Source organism: Pseudomonas sp. A0308, from assembly GCF_044218815.1.
GTDB classification, from domain to species: domain Bacteria; phylum Pseudomonadota; class Gammaproteobacteria; order Pseudomonadales; family Pseudomonadaceae; genus Aquipseudomonas; species Aquipseudomonas iridis.
The window spans coordinates 12,904-33,887 of the sequence record NZ_CP162581.1; the positions used below are offsets into that span (position 1 = coordinate 12,904).

Annotated in this window: 18 protein-coding genes and 2 pseudogenes; 12 read left to right on the top strand and 8 right to left on the bottom strand. The window is 53.4% G+C overall.

Annotated features, from left to right (window positions below):
* Positions 1 to 37 precede the first annotated feature (37 nt).
* A pseudogene (locus AB4P92_RS00080) lies at positions 38 to 496 on the top strand (glyoxalase superfamily protein); the annotation flags it as partial.
* A gap of 606 nt (positions 497 to 1,102) precedes the next feature.
* Here the strand turns inward: AB4P92_RS00080 and AB4P92_RS00085 are convergent.
* The 4 genes from AB4P92_RS00085 to AB4P92_RS00100 all read right to left on the bottom strand — a co-directional run bounded on the left by AB4P92_RS00085 (position 1,103) and on the right by AB4P92_RS00100 (position 7,682).
* Positions 1,103 to 4,189 carry an efflux RND transporter permease subunit gene (locus AB4P92_RS00085; RefSeq protein WP_102879494.1) on the bottom strand — a complete coding sequence of 1,029 codons (3,087 nt, stop codon included), beginning with the start codon at positions 4,187 to 4,189 and terminating at the stop codon, positions 1,103 to 1,105.
* Positions 4,186 to 5,190 carry an efflux RND transporter periplasmic adaptor subunit gene (locus AB4P92_RS00090; protein WP_169905047.1) on the bottom strand — a complete coding sequence of 335 codons (1,005 nt, stop codon included), beginning with the start codon at positions 5,188 to 5,190 and terminating at the stop codon, positions 4,186 to 4,188. Before AB4P92_RS00090 ends, AB4P92_RS00085 begins: the two co-directional genes overlap by 4 nt.
* Before the next feature lie 153 nt (positions 5,191 to 5,343).
* Positions 5,344 to 6,177: a MipA/OmpV family protein gene (locus AB4P92_RS00095; RefSeq protein WP_102879492.1), complete on the bottom strand. Its 834-nt coding sequence runs from the start codon at positions 6,175 to 6,177 to the stop codon at positions 5,344 to 5,346.
* Positions 6,174 to 7,682: an efflux transporter outer membrane subunit gene (locus AB4P92_RS00100; protein WP_197880421.1), complete on the bottom strand. Its 1,509-nt coding sequence runs from the start codon at positions 7,680 to 7,682 to the stop codon at positions 6,174 to 6,176. Before AB4P92_RS00100 ends, AB4P92_RS00095 begins: the two co-directional genes overlap by 4 nt.
* 84 nt (positions 7,683 to 7,766) lie before the next feature.
* Between AB4P92_RS00100 and AB4P92_RS00105 the strand changes: the two genes are divergently transcribed.
* The 11 genes and pseudogenes from AB4P92_RS00105 to AB4P92_RS00155 all read left to right on the top strand — a co-directional run bounded on the left by AB4P92_RS00105 (position 7,767) and on the right by AB4P92_RS00155 (position 16,225).
* Positions 7,767 to 8,468: a response regulator gene (locus AB4P92_RS00105; RefSeq protein WP_102879491.1), complete on the top strand. Its 702-nt coding sequence runs from the start codon at positions 7,767 to 7,769 to the stop codon at positions 8,466 to 8,468.
* Positions 8,465 to 9,649, top strand: a complete 1,185-nt coding sequence (locus tag AB4P92_RS00110; RefSeq protein ID WP_102879490.1) for an ATP-binding protein — start codon at positions 8,465 to 8,467, stop codon at positions 9,647 to 9,649. The genes AB4P92_RS00105 and AB4P92_RS00110 overlap by 4 nt, the downstream gene beginning before the upstream one ends.
* Positions 9,650 to 9,912: 263 nt before the next feature.
* The gene (locus AB4P92_RS00115) at positions 9,913 to 10,518 is read left to right on the top strand and encodes a paraquat-inducible protein A (RefSeq protein ID WP_102879489.1); all 606 of its coding nucleotides are present in this window, start codon (positions 9,913 to 9,915) and stop codon (positions 10,516 to 10,518) included.
* Positions 10,515 to 11,135 carry a paraquat-inducible protein A gene (locus tag AB4P92_RS00120; protein ID WP_232103917.1) on the top strand — a complete coding sequence of 207 codons (621 nt, stop codon included), beginning with the start codon at positions 10,515 to 10,517 and terminating at the stop codon, positions 11,133 to 11,135. The genes AB4P92_RS00115 and AB4P92_RS00120 overlap by 4 nt, the downstream gene beginning before the upstream one ends.
* Positions 11,128 to 12,819 (top strand): intermembrane transport protein PqiB, encoded by a 1,692-nt coding sequence (locus tag AB4P92_RS00125; protein ID WP_102879488.1) that lies wholly within the window; start codon positions 11,128 to 11,130, stop codon positions 12,817 to 12,819. The genes AB4P92_RS00120 and AB4P92_RS00125 overlap by 8 nt, the downstream gene beginning before the upstream one ends.
* Before the next feature lie 77 nt (positions 12,820 to 12,896).
* Positions 12,897 to 13,418 carry a membrane integrity-associated transporter subunit PqiC gene (locus AB4P92_RS00130; RefSeq protein ID WP_102880063.1) on the top strand — a complete coding sequence of 174 codons (522 nt, stop codon included), beginning with the start codon at positions 12,897 to 12,899 and terminating at the stop codon, positions 13,416 to 13,418.
* A gap of 66 nt (positions 13,419 to 13,484) precedes the next feature.
* Positions 13,485 to 13,826: a multidrug efflux SMR transporter gene (locus AB4P92_RS00135; RefSeq protein ID WP_102879487.1), complete on the top strand. Its 342-nt coding sequence runs from the start codon at positions 13,485 to 13,487 to the stop codon at positions 13,824 to 13,826.
* 2 nt (positions 13,827 to 13,828) lie between these two features.
* Positions 13,829 to 14,158 (top strand): multidrug efflux SMR transporter, encoded by a 330-nt coding sequence (locus tag AB4P92_RS00140; protein WP_102879486.1) that lies wholly within the window; start codon positions 13,829 to 13,831, stop codon positions 14,156 to 14,158.
* 151 nt (positions 14,159 to 14,309) lie between these two features.
* Positions 14,310 to 14,818, top strand: a pseudogene (locus AB4P92_RS00145) (acyloxyacyl hydrolase).
* Positions 14,819 to 15,047: 229 nt separating this feature from the next.
* Positions 15,048 to 15,728: a DUF3313 family protein gene (locus AB4P92_RS00150; protein ID WP_102879485.1), complete on the top strand. Its 681-nt coding sequence runs from the start codon at positions 15,048 to 15,050 to the stop codon at positions 15,726 to 15,728.
* Between the two features lie 110 nt (positions 15,729 to 15,838).
* On the top strand, positions 15,839 to 16,225 hold the full coding sequence (locus tag AB4P92_RS00155) for a hypothetical protein (protein WP_146036628.1): 387 nt from the start codon (positions 15,839 to 15,841) through the stop codon (positions 16,223 to 16,225).
* A gap of 33 nt (positions 16,226 to 16,258) precedes the next feature.
* Here AB4P92_RS00155 and AB4P92_RS00160 read toward each other — a convergent pair whose 3' ends face one another.
* The 4 genes from AB4P92_RS00160 to AB4P92_RS00175 all read right to left on the bottom strand — a co-directional run bounded on the left by AB4P92_RS00160 (position 16,259) and on the right by AB4P92_RS00175 (position 20,973).
* On the bottom strand, positions 16,259 to 17,053 hold the full coding sequence (locus tag AB4P92_RS00160) for an IclR family transcriptional regulator (RefSeq protein WP_102879484.1): 795 nt from the start codon (positions 17,051 to 17,053) through the stop codon (positions 16,259 to 16,261).
* Between the two features lie 113 nt (positions 17,054 to 17,166).
* Complete coding sequence (locus tag AB4P92_RS00165; RefSeq protein ID WP_102879483.1) at positions 17,167 to 17,772, bottom strand: sarcosine oxidase subunit gamma; 606 nt, start codon at positions 17,770 to 17,772, stop codon at positions 17,167 to 17,169.
* A 1-nt stretch (position 17,773) separates the two neighbouring features.
* Positions 17,774 to 20,671, bottom strand: coding sequence for a 2Fe-2S iron-sulfur cluster-binding protein (locus AB4P92_RS00170; RefSeq protein ID WP_197880422.1), 2,898 nt, complete (start codon positions 20,669 to 20,671; stop codon positions 17,774 to 17,776).
* Positions 20,668 to 20,973 (bottom strand): sarcosine oxidase subunit delta, encoded by a 306-nt coding sequence (locus tag AB4P92_RS00175; protein WP_169905043.1) that lies wholly within the window; start codon positions 20,971 to 20,973, stop codon positions 20,668 to 20,670. Before AB4P92_RS00175 ends, AB4P92_RS00170 begins: the two co-directional genes overlap by 4 nt.
* Positions 20,974 to 20,984: the final 11 nt, after the last annotated feature.

Below are 20,984 nucleotides of genomic sequence, written 5' to 3' on the forward strand. Positions count from 1 at the left end.
TGCTTCGTTAGGGACGCGCAATTAACGCAATTAAGAAGTGTCGCCCACCGTTGCACTCGAACTGGTCGCACAGCAGTTGGGTTATAAGGGCTGGAAGGTAGCATCAGCGATGCTTCCGGATGAAAATCCTGACCCCGCTGTTACATTTGACAAATCGACTCCCGTATTGCGAATTTTTGACGAAACTAAGGCCCGCGAGTTATATGTTGATTTTCTGGGCTTCAGCGTCGAGTTTGATCACCGATTCGAAGCGAATCTACCGTTGTATTCAGGGGGCAACAGAAACAGTTTATAGCTCCACTTGTCCGAACAGCAGGGTGATGCCTGTCCAGGATCGACAATATTTATTCCGATGCAAAATATCGAAATTCTACGCAATGAGTTACTTGGCAAACGGTACGGATTTGGTCATCCGGATATTGTTCAGCAGGGAGGGGGGCAGGTTCTGGAGGTTTATGACCCTTTCGGTAATCGGATACGATTCTGCCAAAGTTGATTCGAGCGCCATATCGATCTGATTCGTCTCGGATCCTATAGCTAGCGGAATAGCGCTCACCTAAAACCACCTGCGTGGTTAGGTGGCGCCCACCGATTTGACAACAATTGGCCAATTTCACTCGCTCGCTGCATCGGTAGACGGGGGGAGAAAGACCTTCAAATTTTGCGTCCCAGAATCCATGGTCGAATATGGTTCTCGCGCCAATTATTATCAGTGGGTTGGCCCGCTGCGTATTACCCACATCAGGGACCTTTCCAGCAAATAAGAGAATTCCCTGCTAAGAGTGCTTCATCATGCCTCGGTCTCTGGTCGCCGAAGGGCGCGCCTCAACAAATAACCAGGACGCCTACAAAGAAATGCACCAGGCCCGTATTCACCTCTGCGCTAAAGTGGTGTGAAGAGTTTCCGATCAGTTGCACTAGGGATGGCGTTTCGCCGGAGCATTGCTTCCAATGGGTCCCATCCATGCACTCCTTCGTTGCTGGGCCTCCCTGTGATACATCGGTCTCATCAAAAAATCGACGCGACCGATGCCCGGCTCCGCCTATCACGCATCCAAGAGAACGCATATTGGGGGGGCGCTTGCGATTCAGCGCTTCCGCCTTAGACGTTCTGTTCCTTTTCCTTGTTGGTAATCCGCTCCCCGATGGCGCCCGCGAAAAGCAGGTCATACAACACCGGGATCAACCCTAATGTAACTAAGGTGCCGAGCGCCAAACCGCCAATTAGCGTGATCGCCATGCCTGTCCACAAAGGACCGGCAAACATCATCAACGGGATCAGTCCGACAATGCAGGTCAGTTTGGTCATCAAGATTGGCCGTAGCCGTTCTACTGCTGCCGTCAGTACAGCATCGTGACGGGATTGGCCTTCGGCGACACCCACCTCGATTCGCTCAAGCAGCAGGACCGCGTTGTTCACAATTATCCCTGCCAAGGATAGCAATCCAAATGTGGCCATAAATCCAAACGGATAGCCGGTCACCACCAATGCCAGTGCGGCGCCAATAAGTACAAATGGGATGCTGGCAACGATGATCAGCAGTTTTCGGAACGAGTTGAATTGCCAGACGAACAGTAACAACATCGACAATACGGCAACTGGCATATATTGCACTAACGACTCATTGGCCTCTGCGGACTCCTCCATTTCCCCGCCGATTTCAATATGATATCCAGGTGGCAGTTTAAACTCTGCCACCTTAGGCGCAATCTGCGCGACTAGGGTCGCCGCCGTCAGCCCGGGATTACGGCCTGAGATGGTAATGGTCCGATTTAAATTCCGACGCTGAATCGCAGAGGGCTCTGAACTAAGCGTCACTTGCGCGATAGCCGCCAGCGGAACCGGCGAGCCGTTCGCTTGCGGATAGATCAATGTGCTACCCACGTCTTCAGCTTGGTCACGCTCAGTCATCGACCCACGTAGCATGATTGGCACCGTCGTGTCATCGTCATGGATCTGAGACACCTGTGCGCCTGAGTACCGAGTCTGTAGCGCTTGAGCGACATCGGCGCTGGTCACGCCCGCGCGTCGGGCGCGCACTTGGTCAACCACCACTTCGTAACGTGAGATTCGAGCATCCCAATCGTCCTGCACGTTGACCGTGCCTGGCAGGCCATGCAAAGCCTTAGCTATATGGTCGGCCGCTGCACGTAATACGGTCTCGTCCGGTCCGCTGACGCGATAGACCGCCTTTCCAGATTCGGTGGTGCCAAGGGAAAATCGTTTTGGCTCAGCACGCACTTGCGGGTAGGTCTCAAGCATATGATTGCGCACGCGCGCGATCACCGCATCCATGTCGCTCCCTTGGCGCACACTGATGGTGAAGTAACCGGCGTTCGTGGCAGGCAGCGGTGGATTCAATCCCAGTACGATGCGTGGGCCACCGTCTGAGACGTAGCCGATGCTGTCGACAACTTCCGGATTTACCTGGTCATTCGCTAGCCAGTTGCTGATCTCCTTGACGGTCTGCAGTGTCTGACGAGAATCGCTACCCGGTTCAAGCGTCAATGGCATCTGAAATTGCAGCCGATCTGACTCAGGCAAAAAACTGTAGGGGAGGGACGCGAGTACGGCGACAGCTCCAGTCAGCATCAACAGCATCATGGCAATGAACATCAGTTTATGGAGCATGAGCGCTTGGATAACACGGCGATAGCCCCGATACAGTTTTGAATCGTAGGCGGCCTCCTTATTGCCCGCTGGGGCATGAGCCTTGGCAAAGTAAAGGCATAACAAGGGGGTTACCGTCAGGCTCAATACCCATGATCCCAGCAGCGTTACGGCGAGCACGATCGGAAGTGATCTCAAGTACTCGTTTGTGCTGGTCTGGCCAAGGAAAAAAGGTGAAAACGCCAACACAATAACCAACGATGAAGTCAACAGTGGAATGGCTAGCGTGCGCCCCGCCTCTATGCAGGCGGAGCGTCTCTCCTCTCCGGCCTGAAGACGTCGTTCGATGTCTTCGGCAATCACTATGCCATTATCCACCAGAAGTCCCAGTGCGATGATGATCGCTGCGATGGACACCGTTTGAAGTTCGACCTTCAGCGCGCTCATGACAATCAGTGAGCCGAGAATGGTCAGCGGCACGATTGCCCCCACCACAAGCCCAGTGCGCCAGCCCAGAAACAACATCACCACCGCCATCACAATAATGACTGTCTCGGCCATCACGCTGTTCATCTTGCCCATTTCGCGCTCAACCACGTCGGCCTGGAAGGTCACGATATGTTGGGCAAAACCGGCCGGCAGTTGCTTGGCGATTTCGTTCAATCGTTGGCGTAATTGAAGGCCGAAAGCGGCGATGTTCTGGCCGGATGCCATCGAAACGGCAAGTACCACGGCCGGTTGTCCTTCATAAATTGCCGCCGTTTCCGGCGGGTCGGCTGGCATCAAGCGAATGTCTGCCAATTCACCCAACGCCACAATTGTTGTGTCATTTCCCCTCGGGACGGAGATTAGAAATCGACGCAGGTCGTCCAGAGTTCGCATCTCTCCGGTAGTCATCACGGTGAAAGCCGATCCGGAAACAGAGGGCAGTCCGCCAGGCGTCACAACGTTTTGAGTACGCAGTTGCTCCAGTACAGCGTTGGGACCCAGCCCGAGGCCAGCAAGGCGCTGGCGGTCAAATTCGAGGTAGATGCGTTCTTCTTGTAAACCGTATATAGAGACACGTTCAACGCCTGGTAAAGCGTAGAGCTGCTCACGAGTATTTTTAAGTTGCTCGCGTATTTCGCTCATACTAAAACCGGGCGCGGTGACTGCGACGGACGCTACGGCCACGCGGCCGAAATCATCATCGACAAACGGCCCGAGGCTGCCCTGCGGGTATCCTGCAGCTGCCTCGTTCGCCTTAGCGCGTACACGCTGCCACAGCGCGCTAAGGTCTTTGACCTGATCGTAGGCCGTGATCTGAATCATTGCGCTTCCGGGGCGCACGGTTGTGATGATCTTTTTGATGCCCGCCAGTTCACGTAACTTTTCTTCGGTCGGTCTGGCTAGCAAATTTTCTATGCGCTCTGCCGGCATACCCGGAAAGTAAATTGCAACAAGCGCGTCACGAATGGTGATCGTTGGCTCCTCTTGGGAGGGGAACCGCAGGAACGTTAGTACGCCGCCTATCAAAATCAGAAGTGCGGTAAATAAGGTCAGGCGGCTGGCGCCGAGTGCGCTTCGCGTCAGGTTCATAAGGCTTTGTCTCGGCCAATGTGTGTGGCGGGTTGATACAGACGTACCTCCTGACCATCAACCAGGAATGCGGCGCCTGCGACCACGACGGTTTCGCCGACGGCAAGGCCGTCATGTACAAGTACTCGACCGTTTTCCACCGTTTCTGGGGTGACCTCGCGACGGCTGACTTTTGCGGTCCCTGAGTCATACACAAAGACACTCGCTTGTTTGCTCTGTGTTTGTGGGATAAGTGCTGTCACCGGTACAGAGGGCGATCGTGCTTGCGCTGTTGGCAATGTAATTAGTACTGCCTCGCCGCTGCGCAGCTCGCTGTTAGCATCGACGGGACGAAAGATGGCTTGTACCAGCGCGCCATTTTCCAGGCGACTGGATAGGCTTTCCAATCGGATGGAGACGATTCGCGTGGGGTTTGCATTTGTATAGGCTGACGCGACATCCCCAGGCTTAAGTTTAGTGACCAATGCCGCGGGAAGCATTCCGACGACTTCAGCCTTCTCGGCGCCCTCAATCTGAAGCACGCTTTGTCCCGCTGTCACGTCTACGAAGGGCTGAACTGAACGAGCGACGATGCGTCCATTAAATGGCGACACAATGGCGCTGGTGCGCACGGCTCGACTGGCCATTGCTTCTGTTGCCTTTGCGCTGTCCAACTGCTCGTTGGCGCTCAGGTAGGCTGCACGAGCAGCAGCGAGCGTAGCGGGTGAGATCACGCGATCATCAAACAATGCTTGTTGCTGGCGAAAATTCAGCTCTCGTTCAGCTTTTTGCGCTTTTGCAGCGCTCACATCCGCACGGGCCTGTTGTAGTTTGAGTTGTGCCGGCTCTGGATCCAGCCGTGCGAGTGTTTGTCCGCGCCGAACCGTATCGCCGACATCCACGGCAATGGAAGCTATACGGCCTGAACCTTCAAAGCTCAGATCAGCGCGTTGTTCAATCCGGACCCGACCCGTAATAGGGAGGCGATTGCCATCGCTATCCCGCACGGTTTCAACCTTCACCGAACGAGGCGGGGGTTGTGGGGGCGGTGTTGAACGACCGCACCCAGCAATTAGACTTAACATCATTATTAAAGGTACAAGAGGCGCACGAGGGGCATGGATCACGACATGTATTCCCGATATTTATAGTTGAGCGGCTGCCGTCTAGCAGGGTCAGAACGTATAACTGATGGAGGTAACGGCGCTCACAGCTCCTTTGCGTTCGATCAGAGGGCTGTCCTCAACTTTTCCGCCCAATTCCGATGCGGTTACCAGCACATACGTTGACCAGTTTTCGTCAAATTTATGAGTCCAGTTCGCGTTCAGAGCGTACTGATTCAGGCCGCCCCCAGGGGTAAATGCGGTAAACCTCGATTGCTGAGATTGCTGACCAGTTACGCCGAAATAGGCCTGGTTGTAGCGATGATCGGCAGCTCGGACGTCAAGCCCAAGCACAATGATGTCTCTGGACTGGTTCAATACCGTCGCTTCTAGCCCGGCGCGATAGCGTGTTCCCCTTTCTCCACCATCCAGCGCAAATTCGGCTTCGCCATTGACCGAGAGCCATGGCGTCACTTGCTGACTTAGATACAGAATACTGGTTGCTGTGCTGTTGACTTCGCCCATGCCTGAGAGTCGGTTAGACCCAGGCCTGAAGTCGTTATTGCGATCATCCCTGCCAGCGTCGTAGAAAAATGACTGACTGATGTAGAAGCCGGAAGACGACTGCCACTGCAAGCCTAACCCTCGGTAGGTATCAACAAAAAAAATGCCGCGGCTTAGCGAGAGCACCGGAACCGGCACACTCCGGTAATCCTTTGAGCCCATGTAGCGGGGCCCACCGGCAACACCTACACCGATGCTAGCTTGAGTTTCGCCACCAAAGATGCTGTCGGTAATTGAGGGCGTTTCAGCCTGCACTTGAAGCGCCAACGGCAAGGACATGACCGAACCGTAGAATATGTGGGCAGCAGAGCGTCTTAATGCGTGCGCAGAAAGTTTTTTCATGATTTTTTTCCTAACGTTGCTGGAGCGTTCATGGTTACGCCATAGAAGGCGTGGAAAAGGGCGATACGATTAAGGGCTAAGTCCCGTTGCGCGAAAATACCGTCGATGCGGGTTTGGTGGAGCCGAAGGCGTGCCGACAATAGCCGCGGTTGGTCCTCCCATCCCGCTTCGAAGCGCGCAGTCGCTCGCCGAACACGTTCATCCTCTGTGATCCCCAGTCCACGCTCGCTACGTACTCGTTCAATCAGCGCGGTGCGGGCAATGAGCGCATCGGATACTTCTCGGAACGCTGATTGCACGGTTCTTTCGTAGTCGGCCACTGCCGCTTCTTTACGTAGCTGTGCCAGATCGAGATTGGCGCTGTTACGGCCATGATTGAAAATGGGCAGCGTGATTTGAGGAATGAAGGTCCAAACGCGGCCACCTGAATCGAACAGGTTTCCCAGACCATCGCTGGCAGTACCCAATGAGGTACTCAACGTAATTGATGGAAAGAACGCGGCTCTGGCTGCGCCGATGTCAGCATTGGAGGCCCGCAGTTGCTCCTCCGCCTGAAGGATGTCGGGACGTTCCAGCAGTACCTCAGAGTGCAACGAATTCATCCAGTCGAGCGACTCATTGGGATTGGCCAACTCCTCGACCTTTCCCGCGGGGGGCGCGCCGGCGTAGCCAGTCAGCAACTGCAGCGCATTTCGTGCGCCAGCCGCGTCGGTTTGAGCCTGCTGCATGCTTGCGTGTGAGTGTTCGGTGTCGCTGCGTTGCAGGTTCACTTCATCTTCAGATAACGTCCCAACGTCTCGTTGGCGTTCGGCGAGATTGAGTAGGGTCAGCGTATCGAGATATGCGTTTCGCAGTTGTTGTGCTTGAGCCGCAGCTGCGCGATCAATGACATAAGCACGTAGAACTTCTGAAATCAGAGCACCGCGAAACGCGCGTTGTCCTTGAGCGCTGGCCAGATACCGATGCCTGGATGCGTCGGAAAGGCTGCGAACCCGGCCGAAGAAATCCAGCTCGAAATCCGATGTACCAATGGTCGCAGCACTCAATTTCTGTCCGTAGCGCGCATCGAGGCTGGGATCATCGAATTTCTGACGGAAGCGTTGGACTGAGGCACTCACGCTGGGAAGCTGTTGTGCGCGATCAATGCGATTTAGCGCGCGTGCTTGTTCGACCTGGAGCGTTGCGACTTTAAAGTCACGATTGTTAGCCAAAGCACGTTCGACGAGCGGGACGAGATCATCGCTTGTCGAAAACGCCTTAAGAAAAAGGCGTTCCTGCGTAGAGAGCGGTTCCGATCTTCCTTCCGAAACCTTCGAGGTGGGAACCGTCGAAGTATCAAATTTTGCAGGAATCGATGCTTCAGGTCGCTGGTACGTTGGTGCCAGTGAACAAGCAGATAGACTGATGACTACGGGGAGCAGAACCCCGAATACCAGCGTCCCACTGCGTCGGAAGAAACTGGTCTGATTCTCTGTTGGTAAGAAAGTAGCCATCAACTCAACCATTCGCTGTTATCTTGGAAACAGATGGTTGCATATGACTTTCAAGAATCGTTGCGGAAATTATCAAGGTTTCATCAAGAGGCTATTATGGTAGGCAAAAAGGTGCTGGTGGTTGAGGACGACGCCTTAAGTGCAAACACGCTCGAGGCATATCTTCGTCGTGACGGATTTGAAGTGGCTATCGCCGAGGATGGCGAGCGCGGTGTAGAAATGCATGCCCGTTGGAGACCGGATTTGGTCCTGCTGGATGTGATGCTGCCTAAACTTAGTGGTACGGAAGTTCTTTCAATCATTCGCCGTTTGGGAAACACACCGGTAATTATGGTGACTGCGATTGGTGACGAGCCAGAAAAATTAGGGGCACTTCGTTACGGTGCAGATGACTATGTTGTTAAACCTTATAATCCTAAGGAGGTGGTTGCCAGGGTAGTTGCAGTTCTTCGTAGAACAGATGCCGGTGTCCTTGCGCCAAAAAATCAACTTCGCGATGGTTCTCTACTGGTTGATCTCCAAACATTTACCGCGCATGTAGAAGGAGGGAAAATGGGTGGCGAATTGTTGGATCTCACTCCGACTGAATTTAATTTATTAGCAACCTTGCTCCGCGCCCCATTCAAAGCATTTACGCGCAATGAGTTGTTAGAGGCGTGTTTGCCTGAAAGTGGAGCTTTAGATCGCGTTATAGACACTCATATTCACAATCTCCGCAAGAAATTGGAGGTGAATGGTATAACTGATGTGTTGGTCACCGTCCGAGCCGTCGGTTATCGGTTTCGGAGGGCACAATGAAACTCCCTTTTTCGCGTAAAACTCGCTCAACACTTTGGTACTGGGTTTGCCTACGCATGAGCTTGCTTGCACTAGGTGTGGTTTTCAGTATTACATTTGGCATGTGGCTACGATTTGCGATTTGGGACTACACCACGACTCAGCAGATCCCTGCGTCGGTAAGGCCCGAACTCGAAGAGCTTCGCGCAGATCCAAATTACAATCAAGCTCGATTGTGGGAGCTATTTCAACGTTATTATGACGTAGGAGACTTTCTCCCGGGTATGGCAAACCGTGATTGGTGGTGGCTTGCACTATTTGTCATGGTCTCAATACCGGTCGTGATTTTAGGTGGCCTATTGGCTTCTCGGCCATTGTCTCAACAATTTTCAGATGTTGCCCGTGCTGCCCGGAAAGTTGCACAGGGGGACTTTTCGGTGCGGGCGCCAAGTGTCCCTGGTGCTCCCGCCGAGCTTAGAAAACTGGCGAAAGACTTCAACAGGATGACTGCGAAGCTTGAGCAGTATGAGCGCGAGGTTCGTGTGTCCAGTGCGGTGCTCGCCCATGAGCTTAGAACTCCGCTCAATGCGGCGATGGGGCGCGTGCAAGGCATGCTGGACGAGGTGTTCCCCAGTGATCCTCAACAGCTAATGCTGGTCAAAGGTCAGCTTGACCAGTTGAATCGACTAGTGGGTGATTTGCATTTGTTGTCTCTGGCCCGGGCTGGTCAGTTAGCGATGGAGAAATACCAGTTTTCCGTGAATGAGCTGATTTCTGAGCGCCTTGAATGGGCTGCGCCTCAGATTGTCGCTGCGGGTGTCGTGGTGCAGGTTAATGCTGTACGTGAATTCACGCTGATGGCTGATCGAGATAGGATTGGCCAGGCGTTGTCGATTCTGATTGACAACTTGCTGCGCTATGCCGCTCAAGGTAGACATTGCGAAGTGACAGCAAGTCAGTTTGACGGTGCTTTTTTCTTGGTTGTCGCCGATAGAGGCCCTGGAGTGAAGGAGGACCAGCTATCACGCATGTTCGACCGTTTTTGGCGAGCTGAAAGTTCTCGCGCTCGGCCTTGGGGCGGTACGGGGTTGGGGTTGTCAATTGCCTCGGCGATTTGTGAGGCTCATGGCGGTAATATCAGTGCGTCCAACCGCGATGGTGGGGGCTTGGCTATTCAAATATCAATCCCTGCGCTTAATTGAGAACCTCCACACGGTAATCGTGGCGATCGTCGCGCACTGCCTTAGTGAGTATTGCTAAATCTTGATAAAATCTTGATATTTTCTGAATCGTTTATTGAAAAGCGCAGTGTAGCCTTGCTCTGTGCTTTTCAAATTAGACCATCGCTCCCCGTTTACTGACCGCTTGTGGGTTCCTGGTTAAGAATCTTCGAGTGTTCTATACGTTTACGTAGTTACTCAGTAAGAGTGGATGGTGTGTCGAACCCACGTTTAGGAAAACTTACATGCAGCAAAATTCTGACTGGATTATCTGTGAGCATTGCGATTCAGTTTTCGAATATGTAATGCTGGAATCTGGTCAGACAGCGTTTTGCACACGGTGCAAGGGAGTGCTTCAACAGGGATCTACATTTACGATTGAACAGTTGTTTGCGATCTCTATCGCCAGTGCGCTTTTGTTCGTCTTTGCTAATGTATTTTCTGTCATAGATGTGAGTTTTCAGGGGGTGGGTAATCAGGCAACATTGTGGTCTTCGGTTTGGGCATTAGCGCAAGGCGAAGTTACCCCGATCGCTTTTGTGGCTGGATTATGCATTATTTTGGCTCCGGGTCTGCAGATTGCTTTATTGTGCTGGTTGCTTGGATTTGCTAACCGACATCGACGTGCGCCCGGTTTCGAGCGCTGCATGCGTCTGCTAGTGGACTTAAAACCTTGGAGCATGCTCGAGGTATGTTTGCTGGGTATTCTAGTCGCGCTTATTAAACTGAATGGGTTGTTAGATGTTCGGCCAGGATTGGGGCTGTTGGCGTTAGTTTTACTTTGCGTTGTCAGTATTGTTGTAACCAATAAAAGCATTGAGCAGTTATGGGGCGAGGCGCGTTACGTATGATGGCCCGACGTCCTCCAAATGCCTCAGAGTTACAGTTGGTTCTTTGTCATACCTGTAAAAAGACATGCTCCATTCTCGTGAACATTTGTGATCGTTGTGGAGCACAACTTCACCACCGTAAGCCCAATAGCCTTATTCGAACGTGGGCGCTGCTCCTCACGGGCATGATTTTTTATCTGCCGGCTAATTTAATGCCGGTTATGCGTACTGATATTCTAGGTCATGGTCGTGATAGCACCATCATGGGTGGTGTGATCGAACTGTGGAAAAGTGGTGCTTGGGACATCGCGTTATTGATATTTGTAGCCAGTGTAGTAGTGCCGTGCATGAAGTTTCTTATTATGTTCCTGCTACTGACAAGCACTCAGCGCCGCAGCCGATGGCGCACATTAGAGCGATCCAGTCTCTATCGCATTGTTGAACGCATTGGCTATTGGTCCATGCTCGATGTGCTGGTCGTCGCGGTGCTGGCTGCACTTGTACAATTTCAGTTGTTGAGCAATATCGAACCCAGAATAGGGATCGTTTTTTTTGGCCTCGTGGTGGTCTTCACCATGCTGGCTTCTATGAGTTTTGATCCCCGACTTATTTGGGATTCTGAGGTAGAAAATGTCTGATCAACTGAGTGTCGGTGCTAACCAAGAGCCTGAAAGACCTCGTGTAAAAGATCGAAGCAAGGGCTTCTCACTGGTTTGGTTGCTTCCTATAGTTGCTGCATTGATCGGCGTATCGATGGCTGCGCATAACCTTCTGTCAGAGGGACCAGAAATCCAAGTCAGTTTTTCAAGTGCCGAAGGTCTCGTGGCGGGAAAAACTCAGGTGAAATACAAAAATGTAGTCATCGGCCAAGTCGCTAATATTTCTTTGAGCGATGATCGTGATCACGCTGTGGCGACTGTTCAATTAGAACGTTCCGCTAAAGCGTTTACAGCTCAGAATTCGCGTTTTTGGGTTGTTCGACCCCGCGTCGGTGCACAGGGTATTTCGGGCATCGACACGCTTATGTCGGGCGCCTTTATTGGCGCAGATCCCGGTGAATCAAGTGAAACCAAGGTAGCTTTCAAGGGGTTGGAAAGTCCGCCGCCAATAACCTATGGGCAGAAAGGGACGCGTTTTACATTGAACGCTGACGATCTTGGCTCGCTTGACGTCGGTTCTCCGGTTTACTACAGGCGCATCGAAGTCGGGCAGGTTGTCTCTTACCAGCTGTCTGTTGATGGCAAAGGTGTCGAAATCGAAATTTTCATTAACGCGCCAAATGATAAATTTATCACCTCTGGAACTCGATTCTGGAATGCCAGTGGGGTAGACGTGAGTTTTGGCGCAGAAGGGCTGAAGGTTAATACCCAGTCTGTGGCGTCCATCGTATCGGGCGGTATTGCTTTTATGGAGCCGCCCTATGGGGCCGATGCTAAAAATACTGAAGAGCATAGCGCCTTTCCATTATTTAAAGACCAAGCAACTGCTTTGGCTCCGCCAGATGGTGAGCCCTTCTTCATTCGAATGCATTTCGATCAGTCAATGCGCGGTTTAGCGGTAAATGCGCCTGTCGAATTCCTAGGCGTGAACATTGGGAAGGTTGTGTCCACCGATCTGGACTTCAACCCGTCAACCAATAGCTTCGCGGTTATGGTTGGCGCGGTTATTTACCCCCAACGCTTAGGCCAGGCTTATGACCAAATACTTACTGCGTATGGTACAGGTGAAGATGAAGACGGTAAAAAGTCAGCACAGTTAATATCAACATTCGTCAAAGAGGGGCTGCGCGCTCAAGTCCGAACAGCAAACTTGTTGACGGGCCAACTTTATATTGCACTTGATTTCGTCCCAAATGCTCAGCCCGTACATTTTAATTTAGCCGCTCGTCCTATGGAAATGCCAACAGTTCCTGGCAGTTTAGACAAACTGCAGGACCAGGTTCAGCGTATCGTGGAAAAAATCAGTAAAGTTCCGTTCGAGCAGATTGCAGGTAACTTCAATAACAACTTAGTAGAAATGCGTAAGACGTTGCAGCAGGTTAATGGACAGGTACTGCCGCAAATGCGTGATGCGTTAGGCCAGACACAAAAAACGCTGACCATAGTCAACGAGAGTTTTGCTGAGGACTCCCCACAGCGCCAGCAGTTTGGTCAGGTGATGGATGAAGTACAACGTTCTGCACGATCAGTGCGTGTGCTTAGCGATTTGCTGAGCCGACACCCAGAAGCGTTGATTCGCGGCAGAGTGAAGGATGGGCAACCTGACGGTATTCGCTCAAGCAATTCCTCTTCACCCGCTCTATCTTCGGAGTCTTCTGAGTGAAAATAGGTTTTTATGTCCTTGTAGCGTGCCTAACCCTGACTGCTTGCAGCTCTGCGCCCACGCATTATTACACGCTGATGCCTGCTACGGATTCACTTATCACCCCAACAGTGGTGCCGTTTCAGTATGAGCTGACGACCGTTAACGTACCGGCTCAAGTTGATCAGCCTCAGATAGTTGTTCGTCAAGGAGAGAGTGGCGTTCAGATACTGGAGACAGAACGCTGGGCCTCCCCTTTGTCAGATGAGGTGAGATCTGCGCTACGGCATCACCTAAGACTGCAGATGGGGCGGGCGGACAGTGCGGGTGTCGCTCGCGACTCAGGTTTGCAAAATGCGTCTATACAGGTCGACATACGTCGTCTCGAGATGGTTCCAGGGCACTATGCTTTGATTGAGGCAATTTGGAGCCTGAGAAATACTAGGGGAGCTGGTCCACGCAGAAGCTTGAGCTGCACATCAGTGATTCGTCAGGAGGCGACCGCTGAAATGAGCGCGTTGGTTTTGGCGCATCAACAATTGATAAGGGAGCTCAGCGTCCGCATTGTTCAGACGGTGATACCTTGGATGGCAAGCTCGGACTACGCTTGCCCAAATTAAATCAAGGATTTCTACAAACTCTGGCTGTGCGGCGGCTACAGCCTAATTAGCTAACGAGGAAACCGAATGAAACAGTGGATATGGCTTCTTATGGCGATAGTACTTGAGGTTGTGGCGACGCTCTCACTCCGCGCTGCAGTGGATAATCCTCAGTGGATCGTGGTCGTTATTTGCGGCTATGTGGGGGCGTTTGTAGCGCTTTCCATGGTGCTGCGAGAAGGCATGGCTATTGGCGTCGCCTATGGTATCTGGGCCGCTTGCGGAGTGGCGTTTACCGCCGTGGTGGCACACATTTTGTTCAGCGATCCCCTTACTTGGATTATGGGACTAGGCATCGTTTGCATCATCGCTGGCGTCTGGCTAGTTGAAGCGGGATCTGTCGCATCTCATCGCAAAGTGGAGGAATGACAATGAGTTGGATCTACTTGATTGGTGCCATTTTGTTCGAAGTCGCAGGCACGCTCTCAATGCGTGCTTCAGATGGTTTTCGCCGTAAAGTATGGATTTTGCCAGTTCTGGCTTCCTATTTAATTGCGTTTTCATTGCTCAGTTTGACTCTTGCTGAAGGGTTGAGTGTCGGAGTCGCTTATGGGATATGGTCTGCCTGTGGTGTGGCCCTGACTGCAATTGTTGCGAACTATCTTTTTAAAGATCCACTTACTAAATTAATGGGGTTGGGTATTGTCTTAATCGTTGGTGGGGTTTTGCTAATTAAACTAGGCGCTCAGCAGGCTGGTTGATTGTGTCATGCTCGCAGTTAATGCTGGTCAAGGGGATGGTAGGATAATTTTTCACTAGTACTACGCATCTCGGAATCTCCCCTGGCGGTATTTTTATAGAAAAATCTTAAGTGATGGAAGAGTTAAATATCTGAAATTAAGGGGTGTGGGTATGAAAAGAGTCATCATGGCAATACTTCTGTTTTTTTTTTCCTCTGCCTCGCAGGCCGTTGAGCTGTCCTCGTCTGTTGGTTCGACAAGTCAGGGCGGCCTGACTGGTCGCGCTGGTCTGAGCGTGAATTGGGGCAGTTCATGGTTGCAGAGTCGAATAGGGAAACTTACAGGATATTGGGATTTTGGTTACACCTTTTGGGAGGCTGGTAGAAAAGCTGGTGCTAGACATTCCTTATCTTTTGCTCCCGTTTTCGTCTACGAATTCGGTACCTCTCACATCAAACCTTTCATAGAGTTGGGGGTGGGTTTAGCCGTTTTCTCCGGAGGAAATGCAGGTGATAGGGCTATGGGGTCCGCTTTAACTTTGAGGATCGTCTAGGTGCTGGCTTGAAAATCGGTGAGACTCAAAAAGTAGGTGTTCGAGCAATACATTACTCAAATGCTGGGATAAAAGAACCGAATGATGGGATTGAGTCTTTTTCTTTATTCTATAGTCGCGCTTTTTAGTGCGCCTCTGCAAATGCTTTGAAGTTATGCTGATCAGACTGCTGGCTAAATTTCTAACGTCTGATATCTGAAGTTTTAGATATAATCTTTTGCACAGTGATTGTTGTTTCGGCATGTTTAATGCGAGGCGCGCGATCGCGCTGTATCCTATTTTTTTACGAGCGTTGGTTTTATGTGTTCGCGCTATTTTTGCGCGAGACCAGGTGTTTCAATCATTAAGGGCTAATATATGAATGCTTCAAAAAGTGCGTGGCGTGCAAGTTTGGTATGTGGGTCTTCGCATAAAGCCTCAGATAAAATCCATTATTTTGGGAGAGGCTGTTTTTTGATCGCGGCGGTTTTCGGTATTAGTGCGTGTGCCTCGCATACTCCACTAAAATCTGACCAGGCGACGTCTTATCAGGGCTTGGCAGCAAGTGGTGAAAACGAGATGTCGATTCCTCCCCAGCCTGTCGATTTTGGTCGGTATAGAGTGGCCGTTATAGAGTCGGTGCAGGTTGCTCCTGCCGTTGCCAAGGAAGTATCTCCTGAGGTCTGCACAGAAATTTCAGACGTGCTGCGTGATGATGTTAATGCGCAGATGCGAAAGAAGTTTGATTTGAAGGGTGACCCTACTACTGAGCCGGTTCTTCGTATAAAAATTCGTATTACACGAATTACAGAGGCATCTCCTGTGATCAATACTGTAACTTCCTTGGCCATAGGACCGCTACTGAACGGCGCCTTGGCTGTCGAATTGGAGGCGTTAGATGGCAACACTGGGGAGCAAAAGGCAATGTTGTTGTGGGCAGGCTCGGGAGGACTTAAGGAGTTCTTTGGGAACTATAGCCGTACCTCCCACGCACGTACGCTCGCTGGACGCTTCGCCGTTGATGCTACAGCGTTCATCTCTCCGTTGAGTAAACGCTGACGCTGAGCCGATTAGGCGGTGAATTAATAATTAATGGGGAAAGGTGGCGTGTGATAAACGTTTTCAATGATGATGTAAATGCTGGTGGCCTCACACGAGTTACTAGCAGGATGGCTGCTAGTGATATTAACAACACAGATGCAGCTAAGTTACAGCTCTCTAATGTAGCAGCTGCAAGAGGTGCAAACAGTTCAGAAGTTGATAAAGAAACGAGTAGGGGGGAGGGTAACTCTGGCGCTGCATCATCTGATATAATGTCGCAATTGAAACGTCAGATAGCTCAGCTTCAAAAGCAGCTCCAGCAAGAACAACAACAGCTACAAAAAATTCAATCCAGCCAACAGGCTGCCGAGTTGAAAGCGGCCGCCGTTGGCGCTGTTCAGACTCAGATATCAAGCACGTCAGCAGCGTTACAGACTGTAATGGCTGCATTGTTGCAAGCTGTAAAAGGCGCTGGGAGTGAAAATTCTGGCAATATGGTTAACGTCACTGCATAAGAGAACGGCCACTCTCATTAGAGAGTGGCTTTTTTACGGTGGCCCTTGTTGCTTTTGGTAACCTAGCTCGCTGCTAATGCTAAAGCTGCAATCCAATAATAATTCTCGATATTGCGTTTCAATCCCGTCGGGATCCATTACTGCATCGGGCCCAGACAGATTAATAGCGGCCACTACTTTCCCGCTATAATCTTTGATTGATGCTGCAATAGCTGTCGAATAATCGGACCGATGCAGTACCCAGCCTCGTGCTCTGTCTTCGGCAATCAAGCTTTGTAATTCCACTAGTGTACGGGGTGCTGGGTTCGGATAGTCGTCCAGACGGATGTGTTGATAAAGTTGTCCTAGCTCTATTTCGCCAAGTGAGGTTAGAAGCATACGACCCATTGCGGTACAGTGGCACGCAATGCGCGTGCCCACAGGAATATTCACCGAGAGCCGCTGGGCGGCGAAGGCCCGATATAGATAGACGCTGTCACTTTGCTCACGAATGCTTAGATGGCAGGACAAAGATGTGCGATCACGCAGCTCGTTTAAGTGCGGCATCGCCACTTCGACTATATCGCGGCTGGCCAGGTAACTGAAACCATCGCTGATGACGCGAGCGCCGAGTTCGTATTGAGTGTTGTGTTTGTTCAGATAACCCATTTTGGTCAGAGTGAATAGGATGCGGTATACCGCCGAAGTGCTGACCCCCAGCCGCTCAGCGATTTCCTGAATGCTTAGGATGCGTGTGCCGGCGTTGAACATGCCCAGCACACTGAGCCCACGGGTAAGAGCGGGGACACTGTAGTCGGTGTCATTGTCGGGCGTTTCGGCCATTTTCATCCGGGCGTCTCCTTGATAATAGCCCTAGTACTGCCCGTAGCGGTCCGGCTTGCCGGCAGTGAGGCTTTTGAAACCGCTGCCGCCGATAAGCTGTGCTGATAAAGGAGTTGAGTTCACTGGAGTGCTTCAATCTCCAACACCTGCCCATCGAACTCGGTAACGGCATCCATCACTGCGTCCTTGAAATACGCCAGCGACGCCCGGTCGAAGAGGATCTGGAACGCCGGTTGGTCTTTCGCTCCCAGGTTGATCACGATCACGTTGATGCGGGCCGCCGAGGTCTGCGCGACAGCGCCCGGCGGAAAGGCAGCGGGGCGCAGGTCGACGCCACAGAGTTTGGCCATGACTTCGGCAATGCATACGCCACTCAAGTGCAGCCAGGCGTGACTGTCTTCCCGGGGCAATAGGTAGTTGGCGCTGTGATCCAGCTCCCAGCGCGCTTCCTCATCGGCGATGCGTTCGCCACGGTCCTGAAGACTGCCGAGAATCAGGTACTCAGTCTGCGACAGGCGTGCCACATGGCTGCCATCGGCCTGAGTGACCGCCCGGTTTGGCTCATCCGGCAGGTTAAAACCTCGCGCCTGCAAGTAATCGGCGCTTTGTTGACCGCGAAAGCCGACCCTCGGTACTTCGGTCAGATCGACCAGCACGCATTGTTGTAAAGCGCCGAGCTGAAGCGGAGCGGGTTCGATGTATGTTTCTGTGTTGAGGCTCGACATGTCAGAGCTCCTGGCGCTGGTTTTCAGGATCGAAGAAAGGCAGTTTCACCACCGTGGCCTGGACGATCACGCCGCCCTCCACCCGAATCGGAATCTGCTGCCCTGGCTGGCTCTGATCGAACGCGGCATAGGCCAGGCCGATGATCGTGTCCAGGGATTGCGAGTACTCGCAGGAGGTCACGTTGCCGCTGATGTCCGGACCGCGGAGCACCAGATGGCCTTCCAGCGGTTGCGGGCTGGTCTTGGGCAGCGTGAAACCCACCAGTTTGCGTTTCTGCGGCTGGGCTTCGAGGATGTCCACCGAGCGGCGTCCGACGAAGAACGGCTTGGTCCGGCTCACCGCCCAACCCATGTCGATCTCTCCGGGATGGGTCATGCCGTCGGTGTCCTGACTGATGATCACGTGGCCTTTTTCCAGGCGTAGCAAGCGTTGGGTCTCGACGCCGAACGGGCGGATATCCAAAGCCTTGCCGGCTTCCATCAAAGCGTCCCACAGCTTCAGCGCATGGCGCGCGGGAAGGTGAATTTCATAGCCCAGTTCGCCGACGAAACCGACTCGTAGCAAGCGCGCCTTGATTCCCGCCACCGTGCCCTGACGCACGCCCAGATAAGGGAAGCCTTCAGCGGACAGGTCCAGGTCCTGGCATACCTTTTCCAGCACTTTGCGCGAATCCGGCCCAGCCACGTTGACCGCCGAAATCGCCGCCGTGACGTTGGCGATGTCCACATCCAGCCGCCACTGTGCGTTCCACTTGAGCATCTGCTGATAAATGCGATCAACGCCGCTGGTGGTGGCGGTGACGTAAAAATGGTGCTCGCCGAAGCGTGCGCACACACCGTCGTCGATCACCGCGCCCTGTTCGTTGGTCATTAGCGCATAACGGGAGCGACCAATCGGTTGCTTGAGGAAGGCGAAGGTGTACATACGGTTGAGCAGTTCGGCGGCATCCGGGCCGCGCACGTCCAGACCGCCCAACGTCGAGACATCGATGATGCCGACCTTGTTGCGCACGTGCAGCGCTTCAGCCTGCATGCACGCGTCGCGCTCGCTGGCCTTGCCGTAATACGCGGGACGCTGCCAGATGCCGGCAGGCATCATCTTCGCCCCGGCCTCCACATGCCGTTTGTGCATTGGCGTCTGGCGGTACGGATCGAACGCCCGCCCTGCGACATGGGCGAGTTTCTCGGCTTCAAAAGGCGGACGTGCCGTGGTGACGCCGGTTTCGCTGACGCTGCGTTGCGTCGAGGCGGCAACCAGCCGTGCGGTTGGCAGCGCCGAATGACGCCCTTGGGACGGGCCCATGCCGACCGTGGAGTAGCGCTTGACCAGCTGGATGTCGCGGTAGCCGATTTTGGTGGCATTCACTATGTCACGCACCTGCAGGTCTTCATCGAAGTCGACGAAGTCCTTGCCCTTGGGGTGTGGGAAGATCGGCCATGGGAAGTTCACCTGCGCTTCCGGGCGCATCGCCAGCGGCCTGGCAGCGAGTTCCAAATTCAGCGCCATGACGATATTGGCTGCAGCGTGAATTGCATCGGCCAGCACGTTGTCCAACGCGTGATAACCGTGGGCCGAGCCTGCAACGGTGAGGTTTTTCGGTAGACCGCTGAGGGTGAATTCCGCCAGTTGGTCATCGTAGGCCAGCTTGCCACCCGCCTGGCACAACAACTGATAGACCGGCATGTAGCCGCCGGACATGCACAGCAGATCGCAACCCAGAACCAGACCGCTGCTGGCCACCTGGCCTTGTCCGGTGATCTTGCGAATGTCAGCGCCGCTGACGTGGCGCATCCCTTTTTCGTGCAGCGCCTCAAACACGGTGCTGCCCAAGTGACAGACCACGCCGCGCTTTTCCAGCGCCAGTAGCAGGCTGCGGTCGGCGGGGTTGCTGCGCATGTCCACGAGCGCTACCACGTCAACGCCCTGATCGTGCAAGTCCATCGCCGCCAGGTAGCCGTCGTCGTTGCCCGTCAACACCACCGCGCGTTTGCCCGGCTTGACCGCGTACAGCTTCATCAGGCGTTGCGCGGCGCTGGTCAACATGACGCCGGGCAAGTCGTTGTTGCGGAAGATCACCGGCTGATCGAACGAGCCGCTGGCGATCAGGCATTGCGTAGCCCGCACTTTGTACATGCGCTTGCCCTGAATCACCGGCAGGTAGTTGTCAGTGAACCAGGCGTTGCAGGTGGCTTTTTTCAGCACGCGAATGTTGGCGTGGCCTTCGACGGCGCTGACCAGTTCACGACGCAGGGTTTCGGCGCGGGTGCCTTCGAGGTCGAAGCGGGCGTACGTCAGCGAGCCGCCGAGGACCGGCTGTTGCTCGATCAGCAGCACCTTGGCGCCCGCGTTGGCGGCAGTCAGGGCGGCCTGAAGACCGGCCGGGCCTGCGCCGATCACGGCCAGGTCCGCGAACAGATAGGCTTTGTCGTAATACTCGGGCTGGAATTTCAGGTCGAGCACGCCCAGGCCGGCCTTCTTGCGAATGATCGGCTCCCAGAGTTTCCACGCGCCCTTGGGCTTGTAGAACGAGCGGTAATAAAAGCCCACCGGCATGAACTTGGAGAACTTGCCGAGGTAAGCGTCCTTGTCGTTGTCCAGCGAGCCGTTGAAGTTCTGCCCGGTGACCTGCACGCCGTTTTCCAGCAAGTGACTGTCGGCCAGCACGTTGGGCTCGCTTGGCAGCTGCACCAACGTGTTGGCGTCTTGCCCGGCCATGGTCAGGGGGCCGCGTGGGCGGTGGTATTTGAACGAGCGAGACAGCAGAAAGCGGCCGTTGGCAAGCAGGGCGCTGGCGATGGTGTCGCCGGCAAAGCCCTGATACGGATTGCCATCGAAACTGAAATCGAGTGGCTGATTACGGTCAATCAGCAGCCCCATGGGGGCGGGAAGGCGGCTCATCGGGTGGTCTCCCTGGGGGCAACAGCGGTGAATTCCACGCGGGCGTTGAACAGTTCTTTCGGGTCGAAGGTGCGCAGGATTTCGTCGCTGCCGGTGTGGCGCTCGGCCAGAAACCAATAGCTGGAGGGGTTGTGCATCCACCATTCGCGCACCACGCCCAGAGTGTCTTCGCTGTTGAACACGTAATCGGCCCACTCGGCGTCGCTGCAGGTCTGAGGATCGGGCATCTGCTTGAACTCGCCGCCGTAGGTGAATTCGCTGATATTGCGCGGCCCGTTGAGCGGGCAAGTCATGACTTTCATGTGTCTCTCCT

Bases quoted from the DNA above. Each gene is read 5' to 3' on its own strand.
- AB4P92_RS00100 (WP_197880421.1), bottom strand. From the start codon at position 7,682: ATGGTTGAGTTGATGGCTACTTTCTTACCAACAGAGAATCAGACCAGT.
- AB4P92_RS00130 (WP_102880063.1), top strand. From the start codon at position 12,897: ATGCCTGCTACGGATTCACTTATCACCCCAACAGTGGTGCCGTTTCAG.
- AB4P92_RS00120 (WP_232103917.1), top strand. From the start codon at position 10,515: ATGATGGCCCGACGTCCTCCAAATGCCTCAGAGTTACAGTTGGTTCTT.
- AB4P92_RS00085 (WP_102879494.1), bottom strand. From the start codon at position 4,189: ATGAACCTGACGCGAAGCGCACTCGGCGCCAGCCGCCTGACCTTATTT.
- AB4P92_RS00155 (WP_146036628.1), top strand. From the start codon at position 15,839: ATGGCTGCTAGTGATATTAACAACACAGATGCAGCTAAGTTACAGCTC.
- AB4P92_RS00110 (WP_102879490.1), top strand. From the start codon at position 8,465: ATGAAACTCCCTTTTTCGCGTAAAACTCGCTCAACACTTTGGTACTGG.
- AB4P92_RS00165 (WP_102879483.1), bottom strand. From the start codon at position 17,772: ATGTCGAGCCTCAACACAGAAACATACATCGAACCCGCTCCGCTTCAG.
- AB4P92_RS00160 (WP_102879484.1), bottom strand. From the start codon at position 17,053: ATGAAAATGGCCGAAACGCCCGACAATGACACCGACTACAGTGTCCCC.
- AB4P92_RS00135 (WP_102879487.1), top strand. From the start codon at position 13,485: ATGAAACAGTGGATATGGCTTCTTATGGCGATAGTACTTGAGGTTGTG.
- AB4P92_RS00115 (WP_102879489.1), top strand. From the start codon at position 9,913: ATGCAGCAAAATTCTGACTGGATTATCTGTGAGCATTGCGATTCAGTT.
- AB4P92_RS00150 (WP_102879485.1), top strand. From the start codon at position 15,048: ATGAATGCTTCAAAAAGTGCGTGGCGTGCAAGTTTGGTATGTGGGTCT.
- AB4P92_RS00095 (WP_102879492.1), bottom strand. From the start codon at position 6,177: ATGAAAAAACTTTCTGCGCACGCATTAAGACGCTCTGCTGCCCACATA.
- AB4P92_RS00125 (WP_102879488.1), top strand. From the start codon at position 11,128: ATGTCTGATCAACTGAGTGTCGGTGCTAACCAAGAGCCTGAAAGACCT.
- AB4P92_RS00105 (WP_102879491.1), top strand. From the start codon at position 7,767: ATGGTAGGCAAAAAGGTGCTGGTGGTTGAGGACGACGCCTTAAGTGCA.
- AB4P92_RS00170 (WP_197880422.1), bottom strand. From the start codon at position 20,671: ATGAGCCGCCTTCCCGCCCCCATGGGGCTGCTGATTGACCGTAATCAG.
- AB4P92_RS00140 (WP_102879486.1), top strand. From the start codon at position 13,829: ATGAGTTGGATCTACTTGATTGGTGCCATTTTGTTCGAAGTCGCAGGC.
- AB4P92_RS00175 (WP_169905043.1), bottom strand. From the start codon at position 20,973: ATGAAAGTCATGACTTGCCCGCTCAACGGGCCGCGCAATATCAGCGAA.